This window comes from Sagittula sp. (genome assembly GCF_052825245.1).
In genome coordinates, this window is record NZ_JBRBWD010000022.1 from 1 (window position 1) to 13,283 (window position 13,283).

At 59.7% G+C, this 13,283-nt stretch carries 12 protein-coding genes and 1 pseudogene; 12 read left to right on the forward strand and 1 reads right to left on the reverse strand.

Annotation, left to right across the window (positions count from 1 at the left end; translation table 11 throughout):
- Positions 1 to 1,135 precede the first annotated feature (1,135 nt).
- The 12 genes from ACU0DV_RS07395 (at position 1,136) to ACU0DV_RS07450 (ending at position 12,910) form a co-directional block, all read left to right on the forward strand.
- Positions 1,136 to 1,279 carry a hypothetical protein gene (locus ACU0DV_RS07395; protein WP_446273537.1) on the forward strand — a complete coding sequence of 48 codons (144 nt, stop codon included), beginning with the start codon at positions 1,136 to 1,138 and terminating at the stop codon, positions 1,277 to 1,279.
- Positions 1,280 to 1,402: 123 nt separating this feature from the next.
- Positions 1,403 to 2,413: an NAD-dependent epimerase/dehydratase family protein gene (locus ACU0DV_RS07400; RefSeq protein WP_446194783.1), complete on the forward strand. Its 1,011-nt coding sequence runs from the start codon at positions 1,403 to 1,405 to the stop codon at positions 2,411 to 2,413.
- Between the two features lie 115 nt (positions 2,414 to 2,528).
- Positions 2,529 to 3,944, forward strand: a complete 1,416-nt coding sequence (locus ACU0DV_RS07405; RefSeq protein ID WP_446194784.1) for a dihydrolipoyl dehydrogenase — start codon at positions 2,529 to 2,531, stop codon at positions 3,942 to 3,944.
- Between the two features lie 749 nt (positions 3,945 to 4,693).
- Positions 4,694 to 5,389: a ParA family protein gene (locus tag ACU0DV_RS07410; protein ID WP_100931599.1), complete on the forward strand. Its 696-nt coding sequence runs from the start codon at positions 4,694 to 4,696 to the stop codon at positions 5,387 to 5,389.
- The gene (locus ACU0DV_RS07415; RefSeq protein WP_446194785.1) at positions 5,386 to 5,883 is read left to right on the forward strand and encodes a hypothetical protein; all 498 of its coding nucleotides are present in this window, start codon (positions 5,386 to 5,388) and stop codon (positions 5,881 to 5,883) included. The genes ACU0DV_RS07410 and ACU0DV_RS07415 overlap by 4 nt, the downstream gene beginning before the upstream one ends.
- Positions 5,884 to 6,136: 253 nt before the next feature.
- Positions 6,137 to 6,820: a sugar transferase gene (locus ACU0DV_RS07420; RefSeq protein WP_446194786.1), complete on the forward strand. Its 684-nt coding sequence runs from the start codon at positions 6,137 to 6,139 to the stop codon at positions 6,818 to 6,820.
- An 808-nt stretch (positions 6,821 to 7,628) separates the two neighbouring features.
- Positions 7,629 to 8,204, forward strand: coding sequence for a dTDP-4-dehydrorhamnose 3,5-epimerase (gene rfbC, locus ACU0DV_RS07425; RefSeq protein ID WP_446194787.1), 576 nt, complete (start codon positions 7,629 to 7,631; stop codon positions 8,202 to 8,204).
- On the forward strand, positions 8,201 to 9,250 hold the full coding sequence (rfbB, locus tag ACU0DV_RS07430; protein WP_446194788.1) for a dTDP-glucose 4,6-dehydratase: 1,050 nt from the start codon (positions 8,201 to 8,203) through the stop codon (positions 9,248 to 9,250). Before rfbC ends, rfbB begins: the two co-directional genes overlap by 4 nt.
- On the forward strand, positions 9,247 to 10,098 hold the full coding sequence (gene rfbD / locus ACU0DV_RS07435) for a dTDP-4-dehydrorhamnose reductase (RefSeq protein WP_446194789.1): 852 nt from the start codon (positions 9,247 to 9,249) through the stop codon (positions 10,096 to 10,098). Before rfbB ends, rfbD begins: the two co-directional genes overlap by 4 nt.
- A gap of 60 nt (positions 10,099 to 10,158) precedes the next feature.
- Entirely contained in the window at positions 10,159 to 11,031 is an 873-nt protein-coding gene (gene rfbA, locus ACU0DV_RS07440) for a glucose-1-phosphate thymidylyltransferase RfbA (RefSeq protein ID WP_446194790.1), read from the forward strand.
- A 23-nt stretch (positions 11,032 to 11,054) separates the two neighbouring features.
- Entirely contained in the window at positions 11,055 to 12,047 is a 993-nt protein-coding gene (locus ACU0DV_RS07445) for a glycosyltransferase (protein ID WP_446194791.1), read from the forward strand.
- The gene (locus ACU0DV_RS07450) at positions 12,044 to 12,910 is read left to right on the forward strand and encodes a sulfotransferase family protein (RefSeq protein WP_446194792.1); all 867 of its coding nucleotides are present in this window, start codon (positions 12,044 to 12,046) and stop codon (positions 12,908 to 12,910) included. Before ACU0DV_RS07445 ends, ACU0DV_RS07450 begins: the two co-directional genes overlap by 4 nt.
- On the opposite strand, the pseudogene ACU0DV_RS07455 reads toward ACU0DV_RS07450, so the two are convergent.
- Positions 12,905 to 13,135, reverse strand: a pseudogene (locus tag ACU0DV_RS07455) (transposase); the annotation flags it as partial. The gene ACU0DV_RS07450 and the pseudogene ACU0DV_RS07455 overlap by 6 nt on opposite strands.
- Positions 13,136 to 13,283: the final 148 nt, after the last annotated feature.

A 13,283-nucleotide genomic window follows, 5' to 3' on the forward strand; every position in this document is an offset into this window, starting at 1 on the left:
CCCGAACCCGATCCTTTCACCGCGGCCATGCACAGCCCGCGCTCCAAGCGGACCCGCCGTCCGGAAATCTCTTCCCGCTTTGCGACCGACGGTCGCTAACCGAGCACCCGGCCAGGTGCATCCTCCCCAGACGATCCCGGGTCTAACCCGGGGTCCGACGGGGCCGATCTAGAATATTCTAGAATGATCTAGAATGTTCTAGAATATTCTAGGAGACCCCATGGATCCCGATCTTTTCTTCGAGCTGATCGAGTATCGGCTTCGCAAGGCGTGCGGCGAGACCCGGCGCTAATCCCATCCCGAACCTGATCCAGAACCTGGCACTGAGGCCGCCCCGGCGCCTGCCCCTGCCCCCGCCCCCGCTTCTGGTTCGGGTTCGAAACCCAAAGACAGGTAGGAAACCAATGTCAGCAGCAATCGTTTGCGGCGTGTTCTTCGTCGCGCTCGTTCTCGTGACCGCTCTCGTGGAGCGGTGATGGGCGTTTTGCACCCCGGATGCGTGCATTGCGTCCCTCTCGTCTCTCCCTGCGCGTGTGCAATCTGGGGTGCAAAACAATTGTTCAATCGTTCAACTATGCGAGTAATCTCCGCTTGACACAACCTGAGGGTGTACTGCGGGCGGGATTTGGCCAGGAGTAGGGCTCCCGCCGGCCGTTTTGCAGGATCGAGGAAAAGGCCAAGGAAGACAGCTGGTTAGCTGACACATCCTCTTTTTTGCATTTACGTTAAACGCTCGTAAGCCTTTGATTTAACTCTGTTTTTTCCTCTATTCTCTCTCTCTCTTTCTCTCTTTCCCCTTTTCCAAGAAGAAGAGAGAAAGAGAGAGAGAAGAGAGAATAGAAGAGAGAACTGTTAAGTCCCCAAAAGAAATTTCAGTAGTCTAGTTTTTAGTTAATTTTCGTAAATGTTATTTTATTTAGAGAAATGAAATGATCCTCGGGGACTTAACACTTTTTGCTTGAGGCCCCTGCTACCGCCCTCAGGCTATTTACGGAAATGCGGGTTCCCCCGCACGCCACCACTGGTCTAAACCGCCTCGAACCCGAGCCGGATCCTGATCCGCGATCCAAGGTCCGCGATCCTGATCCAAGGTCCTGATCTCGGGTTTAAAAAACCATATCCGTCGGAGGATACCATGAACATCGAACGCCTGCGTGCACTGCACGCACACCTGTCCTGTATCGACCCCCACACTTTCGACATGAACACCTGGGCTCTGCACAAGTTTTTGTGTGAGAAGTCCAAGAGAGATTGCAATGTCTTTTTTTTGCAGAAATGAATAGTCCGCGCCTCCAACTAGGCCCGGATCCTTCGAGTTCGTTGCTTCCGGTTCCACATGCCTATCCTTAATCTTGCGTTCACGCCGAATGCGGGCCAAGCACTATTTAAGGAGGCCCGGCCCATGCGCATCTTCATCACCGGCACCGCCGGATTCATCGGCTACCACCTCGCCCGGCTGCTGCTGGACGAGGGTCACGTGGTGGCGGGCTTCGACGGCATGACGGACTACTACGACGTCACGCTCAAGCAGCGCCGCCACGCCATGCTGATGCAGTCCCCCGGCTTCTCCGCCACCGAGGCCATGCTGGAGGACCAAGGCGCGCTGGACGCCGCCATGGACGCCTTCGGGCCGGACGTGGTCGTGCATCTCGCGGGTCAGGCCGGGGTGCGGTATTCTCTTGAAAACCCAAGGGCCTACGTCGACGCCAACGTCACCGGCACCTTCAACGTGATGGAGGGCGCGCTGCGCCACCAGGTCGGGCACCTGATGATGGCCTCGACCTCCTCGGTCTACGGCGCCAACACAAGTATGCCCTTCGCCGAAACCGACAAGGCCGACACGCCGATGACGATCTACGCCGCCACCAAGAAGGCGACGGAGGCGATGGGCCATGCCTATGCCCACCTGCACGGGCTCCCGACCACCATGTTCCGCTTCTTCACCGTCTACGGGCCCTGGGGACGGCCGGACATGGCGCTCTTCAAGTTCGTGAAGGCGACGCTGAACGGCGATCCGATCGACGTCTACAACCACGGCGACATGTTCCGCGACTTCACCTATGTCGAGGATCTCGTGCGGGCCATCCGGCTCCTGATGACGGAGGCGGTGCCGGAGCGCCCGGAGGACGGCCTGGTGCCGGAGGGCGACAGCCTCAGCCCCGTGGCCCCCTACCGGGTGGTGAACATCGGCAATTCCCGGTCGGAGCGGCTGACGGATTTCATCGCGGCCATCGAGGACGCGCTGGGGATGACCGCCACGCGCAACATGATGGACATGCAGCCCGGCGACGTGCCCGCCACATGGGCGGATGCGGGGCTGCTGGAGCGGCTGACCGGCTACCGTCCGGAAACCGACATGCGCGAGGGCGTGAAGCGCTTCATCGACTGGTACCGCGATTACTACCGTGCCTGAGGCCGGCTGACGCCGCCCTGCCCCGGCATGGGCGTGTACAGGCCGCTGCTGGCGGCGGTTTGTCGGAACCCCCCACCCCCCTGCCCCGTTGGCCTAGCTGACCAAGGGGGCATTCATGACAGACTTGACGTGTGACGTGGCGGTGATCGGCGCCGGAACGGCTGGGCTTGCGGCAGAGCGCAGCGCCCGCAGGCAGGGCGCGCGGACGCTGCTGATCGATCCGGCCTTCAACGGCACCACCTGCGCGACGGTGGGCTGCATGCCCTCGAAACTGCTGATTGCCGCGGCCCGCGCGGCGCACCGGGCGCGCAACACCGCGCTGTTCGGCGTGCACACGGGTGAGGTCCGGGTCGACGGCCCGGCGGTCATGACGCGGCTGCGCGCCGAACGGGACCGCTTTGCCGCCTCGGTACGCGAGGGGTTCGACAACCTGCCGGAGGGCACGCGGGTGAAGGCGCGGGCGCGTTTCACCGGCCCCGCCACGCTGGAGCTGGACGACGGCCGCCGGGTGGAGGCCCGCGCGGTGGTGATCGCCACCGGCTCCTCGCCCATGGTTCCCGAGCCGTATCAGGCACTTGGCGAGGTGGAGCTGACCAACGAGACGGTCTTCGAACTGCAGGACCTGCCGCGCCGGCTGGCGGTGATCGGCGGCGGGGTGATCGGGCTGGAACTGGCGCAGGCCATGGCCCGGCTGGGGGTCACCGTGGCGCTCTTCGACATGGAGGAGCGGCTGGCCGGGGTGCGCGACGACGCGGTGCACGCAGCGCTGAAGGACGCCATGGCAGAGGAGATGGAGCTGCACCTCGGCGTGACGCCCGAGCCCCGGGCCGAGGACGGCGGGGTGCGCATCGACTGGGACGGCAAGTCGGCCTGGTTTGAGCGGGTGCTTGTCGCCACTGGGCGGCCGCCGAACGTGAAGGGGCTGGAGCTGGAGGCCGCGGGGCTGGAGCTCGACGATCACGGGATGCCGCAAGTGGATGAAAACACGCTGCAATGTGGCGATGCGCCGATCTTCATGGCGGGCGACGTGAACGGGCTCAGGCCGGTGCTGCACGAGGCTTCGGACGAGGGGGCTATCGCCGGGCGCAACGCCGTGGCCTTTCCCGACACGCAGCGCTCGGCGCGCAAGGTGGCCTTTACCGTCACCTACACGGAGCCGCCGCTGGTCTCGGTGGGCGAGGCCCCGGGCGAGAACGGCGACCGGATCACCGGCCCCATAACCGGCCACGCCGATTACACCGACCAGGGGCGCGCCAGCGTGGACGGAGAAAACACAGGTCTGGCAAAGCTTTACGCGGATCGAGAGGGGCGGATCCGCGGCGCGGACCTGTTCTGCCCCGGGGCCGATCACCTGGGCCACCTGCTGGCCTGGTCGATGGCCACCGGCGCCACGGCGGGCGATTTGCTGGACCAGCCCTTCTATCATCCGACGCTGGAGGAGGGGCTGCGCTCCGCCCTGCGCGACATCTGCGAGGCGGTGTCCCTGTCTCCACCGGCCGACCGCGACCAAGGCAATCCGCCGGGGGTGTGACGGGGGTGCAAACCGTGCGCGGCATTCATTAATCGGGGTCCGCGGGGCCCCGGATTGCCGCCTTAACGCGGCGTGCGCCGGGATGAACGCGCCGTGCGCCGCAAGATCCGGGGGGCGGCGCCCTGCCCCGCCACAAGGCCCTGCACAAAGATGAACGCCGTTTCGCGCCCGTTAAGGTGAGTCCCGGCCGGTAAGGGGGGTCTTTCCGGCCGGTTGTTAACCTTTGCCCCCGGGCGGAGGGGGCGCGGCGCGTGACGTTGCGTCGGAAAGGTTAAGACGGGGTGCCGGGGGGTACGGTAGGCTACCACGGGGTACCCGCCTGTGTTGCCGGGCGCGGGCCCAGCATGGACCGGCTGCCGCGTGCCGTCCGTCCTGCCGCCAGACACCGGCAACACGGGGGATCGGGATGCGGGCTATCCTGCGGTACCATAGGGTACCGGGCAAACGCCGCGCCGCCGTCCCGGGCATCTCCCCCGCAACAGGGTACCGGTGGCTATCCGGGGCTTCCCTTGGATATCAAACGCTATGGTATGGTATGGTATGGTATGGTATGGTATGGTAGGCTATCAAAAGGTACCTGAAGATAGCCCAAGGTTCCCCTTGGTAGGGTAGCCTAACCTATGCTAAGGTTATCCACAGGGCCCGGAGAGGCCACCCGCGGCAACGCGGAGACAAAGGCCCGCCACGGCGGGAGAGCAGCAACACCGGGTCCGCGCCATGCGGCCCGAGACATGACAGGACACCCACCCATGCCGGTGATCGCATTCGCCAATTCCAAGGGCGGCAGCGGGAAGACGACAAGCGCGCTTCTGCTGGCCCAGGCCCTTGCCGCCCATCGCCCCACCACCCTGATCGACGCCGACCCCCGGCACCCGATCACCACCTGGGCCGAGAAGCCCGGCCGCCCCGACACGCTGAGCGTCGTCACCAACGACAGCGAGAAGACCATCCTCGACGAGATCGAGGAGGCCGCCGCCCGCGATCCCTTCGTCATCATCGACCTCGAGGGCACCGCCTCGCGGCTGATGAGCTATGCGATCTCGCAGTCGGACCTCGTGGTGATCCCGATGAAGGAGCAGCAGCAGGACGCGCTGGCCGCGCTCGACGTGATCCAGGAGATCCACCGCGACATGAAGGCGACGCGGCGCAAGATCCCGTACTCGGTGCTGTTCACCCAGAGCCGGGCGGCGGTGAAGTCGCGCACCGCGCGGCACATCGCGGCGCAGTTCCGCGGCAACGCCCACATCGACTGCTTCGAGACCGAGATCCACGAGCGCGACGCCTTCGCGGCGATGTTCTCGATGGGCGGCACGGTGGCGGGCATGTCGCCGAAATACGTCAACGGCCTCGACAAGGCGCTGGAGAACATCGAGGCCTTCCGCACCGAGGTCATCTCCCGGCTACGCGCGATCCGCGACGCCGCCGAGAAGGGCAGGGCAGCATGAGCGGCGAACCGGCCGGGGGCACCCGCGCGGCGCTGGCGATGCCCAGCTTCGACGACCTGGACGATTTTGCGCCCCGCGGCGGGAGCCGCAAAAGCCAGGAAAGCGGCACAAGCCGCAAGTCTGGGGAGAGTGGCGGCAGCCGCACGGGGGAAAATCCCGGGGCCGCCGGACAGGCGGACATGCAGGACCCGGAAGGGCAGGGGGAGGCGGTGACGGAAACCGTGCCGGCCGAGGCACCGCGCCGCAAATCCCGCCCGGCAGAGGCCCCCGTCGCGGCGCGTCACATACCCTCCGCCGCCGAGACGCGGCGTGCCATCGACGCGGTCTCGCATTTCCCGTCACGTGAAGCGGCGACCGACGGGCAGCTCAATCTGAAAGGTCCGCGCCACGTGCTCGACCGGTTCCGGGCGATGTGCAAGGCGGACCGGCGCGCCTATTACGACATGCTGGAAATCCTCATGGACCAGTTCGAAGGCCGCACACCCCAGGGTTGATTCGCGCGATCGCCACCGGCGAATCACGCAGCCGCAGAAATATTGCTGCGGCTGCACAGACGACATGATGCGGTTTACGCGTCACACGGCAGAATTCTGCCCAAAAAAGTGCCGTTCTCCCCGGGTCAACCGTCCAATTCATTTGCACCGGGGTGGTTGACTGTTAAGAGCATGTTAACTTCGTTACGTAGTTCAAAGAAGAAGATCGAGATAAAACGGGTCGAACATTCCGACCAAAGGCGAGGATTATTCCGTGCGCGAGTACACAGCGACAGGCGAGCATTTCAGAGTTTCCACGGCGCGCGCCCTTACGCCGCGCAACCTATACAAGATCATCGGCAAGCGGATCACCGACATCGTCCTCGCCCTTCTGATCGCGCCTTTCGCGCTGATCGTGGTGGGTGTCGTGGCGGTGATCATGACGGCGTCGGGCGAGGGATCGAAGCTTTTCTTCGGCCACCGCCGCATCGGCAAGAACGGCAAGGTCTTCAAGTGCTGGAAGATCCGGACCATGGTCCTGGACGCCGAAACCCGGCTGCGCGAGCACCTGGCCAACAACCCCGAGGCCGCGGCCGAATGGGCCCGCGACCACAAGCTGGAAAACGATCCGCGCATCACCGGCGTCGGGCGCTTCCTGCGCCGGACCTCGCTGGACGAGCTGCCGCAGATCTGGAACGTGCTGAAGGGCGACATGAGCTTTGTCGGCCCGCGTCCGGTCGTGCGTCTTGAAATGCACAAGTACGGCATCCACCGCCCGATCTACACCTCGGTCAAGCCGGGCGTGACCGGCCTGTGGCAGGTGTCGGGCCGCAACGACATCTCCTACGAGGAACGCGTCCAGCTGGACGTGGACTACGTCAAGAGCATGTCTTTGCGGCGCGATCTGGGGCTGATCATGAAAACAGCCCTTGTCGTGGTAATCCCCACCGGGAGATAAGGGTCGCTTGTGACCTGATGTGAATATCCCCGTAGTATCGTGACGCTTTTCGCTAACTTTATGGCGCCGCGGATATTATGAATGGCAACAGTTTAGGGGTAATTTCAAGAGGGCTACGGTCGACGGTGCTAGGGGCGGGACAAGAAGAGCATGATACTGTACTCTACATCCATGCTAAAAATGGAATCTCCTACAGCAGTTCTTCAAGAGCGCCAAAGCTAGTAATAATCATGCTTTTTAGGATTCGGACTTCGATAATGTGTTCGTGTAATTCAAAATAACTCGGTCACACGATTTGGCCCGGGTGACGGTTTGTGTTTTTCTCTTAATCGATCAGATCACCCTCTTGCCCGAAATCCTTAGGAATATGTTTTGATCATTAACCAAGATACATGTCTGCCGACATGATGCTGGTTCGATACAGTTCTACGAGCCCATGTCAGTGGCGTGCTCGACAAGGCTGGCGACGGCAGCAACTCACTGAGCAAGTTACTTCCTTCCATGGGCGGAACTACTGTATATTCCAGAAGAAGACATCGCCGCCGCGGTGGAGCGGACTTCAAGAAGCTTTCCGAAAAGCCTGTCGCCATTTTTGCGGAACGCAGGGCTGGCATGGCCTGAAGTAGTACGCACAAAATCTTCTGGCCAAGGCGCTCCTGAAGTCTACGCCAGTCAGCCTCTAAAGCAATAGAATGCGGCAGCACAAAAAAATCTGATATTTTTCGAGCCACTAGGCTTTTAAAGAGGAGCTAAGACCGGTATCTGTCAACTGATTTAGGTCGCGGCCACTTTTTCCACGGGTAGGAAAATGACAGAGTTTTTGAGCACACCGCTCCTAGGAGTGTACGAGATCGCGCCCAAGCGCTTCGGTGATCACCGAGGCTTCTTCAGCGAGAGTTACAACGCAAAGATTTTTGAAAATCACGGCATCACCACCTCTTTCGTACAAGACAACCATTCGCTGTCCGCAGCCAAGGGAACCATTCGTGGTTTGCACTTTCAGATACCTCCGCATGCCCAGGCCAAGCTAGTGCGCTGCGGACGTGGCGCGCTGTTCGACGTGGCCGTGGATATCCGCAAAGGCAGCCCGACTTACGGTCAGTGGTACGGTACAGAGCTGAGCTTCGAAAACGGTAAACAGCTGCTGATCCCGGTAGGATTTCTGCACGGGTTTATGACGCTCGTCGACAACACTGAGATTGTCTACAAGTGTTCGGATTTCTATGCGCCCGACTGTGATGGCGCAGTTGTCTGGAACGATCCCGACATTGCCATCGCATGGCCGGAAACAGGAGTGCCACCCGTTCTGTCTGCCAAAGACGAAGCGGCCCAAACACTCAAGGATTTTGACAATCCCTTCATCTTCGAGAAGGTTCAGGAATGAAACTGCTTGTAACTGGAGGAGCTGGTTTCATTGGCTCAGCGGTGATCCGGTTGGCGATGTCTCGCGGGCACCAAGTGATTAACCTCGATGCGCTAACCTATGCGGCTTGCCTCGACAACGTGGCGATGTTCGCAGACAGCCCTAAATACACCTTTGAGCAAGCCGACATCCGCGACCGTGCGGCACTAGATGCGGTACTTGCCACCCGAAAGCCAGACGCGATAATGCACCTAGCCGCCGAAAGCCACGTGGACCGGTCGATCGACGGGCCCGGGGACTTCATCGAGACCAACATCACTGGCACATACAACATGTTGGAAGCAGCACGTAAATACTGGACCGACGCCGGCAAGCCGGAAAGCTTTCGCTTTCACCATATCTCGACCGACGAGGTCTTTGGATCTTTGCCCGGCGACAAGTCAGTGATGTTCACCGAGGACACGCCCTATGATCCGCGGTCTCCCTATTCGGCCTCGAAGGCCAGTTCCGATCATCTGGTCCGCGCTTGGCACGAAACCTATGGCCTGCCGGTAGTTCTAACCAATTGTTCGAACAATTACGGTCCGTATCATTTTCCGGAAAAGCTCATTCCGGTGGTTATCCTGAACGCTATCTCTGGCAAATCGCTGCCGATCTACGGTGATGGAAGCAACATACGCGACTGGCTGTTTGTCGAAGATCATGCAGATGCACTGCTTCTGGTAGTCAAAAAGGGCAAACTGGGCCGGTCTTACAACATAGGCGGTGGAAACGAACGCACCAATCTCGAACTCGTGAAGACGCTCTGCGCCATCCTCGACGAAAAGCGCCCTAAGGCAAGCGGCTCCTACGCCGATCAGATCACCTTCGTGACCGACCGTCCCGGCCATGATGCCCGCTATGCGATAGATTCAAGCCGAATTCGCACTGAACTAGGGTGGCGGCCATCGGTCACCGTCGAGGAAGGATTGACCCGCACCGTGCAATGGTATCTCGATAACGAAAGCTGGTGGCGTCCACTGCAGCAACGCCACGGCGTCGGTCAGCGCTTAGGGACAAAAGCATGAGTGTGCTGATCTTCGGCAAGGCTGGCCAAGTTGCTTGCGAACTGGCGAGCCGCGCGCCCGACGCGATCCTTCTCGGGCGCGATCAGGCGGACCTGAGGGATCCTGCGGCCTGTGCTGCGCGCATACTCGAACACCGACCGACGGCGGTGATCAATGCCGCCGCCTATACCGCAGTCGATAAGGCCGAAAGCGAAGAGGACCTTGCAACCACGGTCAATGGTGAGGCGCCCGGTGCCATGGCGCGAGCCTGCGCTGAGCTGGATATCCCGATGGTACATATCTCGACCGATTACGTTTTTGACGGCACCGGCGCGACCCCTTTCCCACCCGATCATCCTACCGCCCCGCTAGGGGCTTATGGGCGATCGAAACTGGTGGGAGAAACCAAGGTGGCTGCAGTTGGAGCGCCTTATGTGATCCTGCGGACTTCTTGGGTGTTCTCGGCGCAGGGCAGCAATTTTGTCAGGACAATGTTGCGCCTGAGCGAGACCCGCGACAGGCTAACCGTCGTGGCCGACCAAATCGGCGGCCCGACCGCAGCGGGTCCGATCGCCGCCGCCTGCCTGCAAGCGGTCACCTCCCTCCAAGCCAATGCGAGCGTTTCGGGAACCTATCATTTTGCGGGCGCACCCGATGTCAGCTGGGCCGATTTCGCCCGCAAGATCTTTGCCTTGGCCGAACGACCGGTCGAGGTGATCGACATCCCTTCTTCGGATTATCCGACCTTAGCGAAACGCCCTGCGAACTCCCGCTTGGATTGCAGCAGTCTGTCCAATCTCGGCATCGTGCGGCCGGACTGGCGCGACGACTTAAAGACGGTTCTGGCCGAACTGCAGGCCTTGGCCTGAGATCCCCGAGAAGCGGGGACCGACATCTTATTTGACCATCGTGCCTGGGAGCGCTCTGATATGACCAAACGCAAAGGCATCATTCTCGCCGGAGGTTCCGGAACACGCCTTTATCCGATCACCATCGGCGTCTCCAAACAGATGATGCCAGTCTACGACAAGCCAATGATCTACTACCCTCTGTCGGTGCTGATGCTGGCTGGAGTGCGGGAAGTGGCGATCATCACCACCCCGCATGATCGGGAACAGTTCCGCCGCTTGCTCAAGGATGGCAGCCAATGGGGCATGGAATTCACGTGGATCACGCAGCCGTCTCCGGACGGTCTTGCACAAGCCTACCTGCTGGCCGAACACTTCCTAAACGAAACCCCCTCAGCAATGGTGTTAGGCGACAACATCTTCTACGGCGCGTCTTTACCCAACCTGCTGGCCTCGGCCAATGCCCGCGAGACCGGCGGATCAGTCTTTGGTTACCGCGTTTCAGACCCGGAGCGCTATGGCGTTGTGGCATTTGACGAGCAGGGTATCGCCAAAGAGATCATCGAGAAACCCAAGGTACCGCCTTCGCATTATGCGGTCACTGGGCTCTATTTCCTAGATGGCGAAGCTTCCGCCCGCGCACACAGCATCACGCCTTCTCCGCGTGGGGAACTGGAAATCGTGTCACTACTGGAAACTTACCTTAAGGAGGGCAGTCTGGACGTGCAATTGATGGGGCGGGGTTATGCTTGGCTTGACACTGGCACCCATGCCTCGCTTCTGGATGCAGGCAACTTCGTACGCACCCTATCCGAGCGTCAGGGTCAGCAGGTTGGCTGCCCTGAAGAAATTGCTTGGACCCAAGGCTGGATTTCAGACGAGACACTAAACGAATACGCCGAGGTATACAGAAAGACTGCCTATGGAAAATATCTTAAACGCCTGCTGTTATAATATTCAACAGAATGAGCGGCTCTATGAGTGACGATATCACTACGAACCTGACGATAGTGGTGCCCGCATACAAACGGGTCGAAGAAGTTTGTCAGCTTATTGACGATCTGCACGAGGCTCAAAAGCAGTCTAAGTTTGCGGTCATCATCATCAGTGATAAAGGTCCCGAACGGGCCTATGAGGCCACCCGGGTCTATGCCGAATGCAAGCTGAGAGATCTCCAGATATCACGAAACACCGAAAATCTGGGAATTGATCGCAACATCGACCGCTGCTTATCTTCGGCAAACACAGAGTTCGTCATGGCTGTGGGTGATGACGATCGCCTAAACGTACCTAATTTCATTGCGTTTCTCGCCTCATTGGCCGAGATCGATGCGGATCTGACCATCGTCGAGTATAGCTATATCTACAGCGATCTGAGCATGCAGAAGGACCATGTAATCAATCTTGGCAATACACCTAATCTTGACAGCCTAGAAGGGCGGCGGCGCTTCCTTTTTGATCGTGGGACGAAGCTCGGATTTCTGGGCTCGGTTGCGTTTCGCAGCTCGGCCTACCGGCAATATCGTGATCCAGCCTTCTTGGGAACTTGGTTCAACCATGTAGGCGCAGCCCTGAATATACTCCTCGCCAACGACACTAAGATCAGATGGTGGGGAAACCCGGTGGTACTGAACCGTGCTGGAGATATTCGGGTTACGAGCTGGTCGCACCAGATGTTCGATGTGATCCACGGATGGTGGCGCATGATCGAGCTATCTTGTAAGAGCCACGGAAAATGTACGCTCGACGAATATCGCGCTAACAAGAGCGAGGTGACCTTCCAGTATGACAGCCCTTTTTGGATCTTGTCGCGCCGGTCCGAGAATCTCGTCAACTGGAAAAGCCTGCCGGCGTTGTTTAAAACCTTTGAAATCTCAGGACGCACGAGGCTCTGGTATTACGGCGCCTGCCTGCTGCCTCCGCAACTCTGCCTTGGTCTGAAGAAAACTGCGCGGGCATTAGGAAAATGAAAAAACCGGATTTCATTTTTGTCGGGGCAAGCAAGTCTGGGTCGTCTTGGCTACATAACTACTTCCTGAAGCATCCCGGAATCTTTGTCCCAACCGCGAAAGACATTTATTTTTTCAATGAGTTCTATGATCGTGGCACTGACTGGTACGAAAGATGTTTCGCGCAAGCAAAGCCCGGCCAAGTCGCAGGCGAAATTTGCCATGACTATCTGCACAATGCCGATGCCATTTCGCGAATTGCCGCGGATTATCCAGATGTGAAACTGATCTGCAGTCTGCGCCAACCGATAGACAGGGTGATTTCGACCTACCTTTACGGTGCACGCCACGGACTTGTGGAGCCGTCCCTAAAAGCGCATGTAGGAAAGAAGCGGGGAATTTTCGCCGAAGGGCGTTACGCAGACGATCTGGGGCATGTCTATGAGCATTTTCCGCGCGAGAATGTTTTGGTTTTCCTATATGATGACCTTCTGGAAGATCCGCGTGCACTCGCCCGTCGGGTGACCGACTTTCTTGGTGTCGAGTATTTTGACTATCAGGCAATCGACAGGAAGGTTCGTGTGGCCTCCAAGGCCCGGATTGGTGTGATTGGGAAACTCGGCAAGTGGATAGCCGGTCATATGCGGTCAATGGGATTGCATAGCATGCTTGGCATGCTCAAAAATAGCGCGATGATGCAGAAGCTGCTCTACAAGCCAATCGAAGTAGACAACACTATGTATTATAAGGAACTACCGTCAGATGTGGTGGATATCTATCTTGACAATATTCGTCGGCTGGAGTCGATGATCGACCGCCCCCTGACCGTATGGGTGGACGAGATTGAATTGAACCGAAGCCGCGTCCAGGGTCAGGACTCATAGCCAATAGATGACGGTTGCGGCGAGGAAGACCTTTGGGCACCTGTCGTATCGGGTCGTCACGCGCCGCCAATCCTTGAGCCTGCCGAACATGATCTCAATCCGATTGCGCCGTTTGTAGCGGCGCTTGTCGTATGTCACGATCGTCCTGCGTTGCTTCCAACCCGGTATGCAGGCGCGTAACCCCTTGTCTTTCAGCGCTTCCTGGAACCAGTCCGCATCATAGCTGTGGACAGTGACCTGCCACTGAACTTTCATCCAGCCACGACCGGAGCCCGGTTAGTGTTTACGCCGGTTGGCGCAGGTTGAGCAATCGCCCGGCGCGCGGAGCTTTCATCTCGCGCAGCGGGGCGGGCGATTGCGGTGGTCAGGGTCC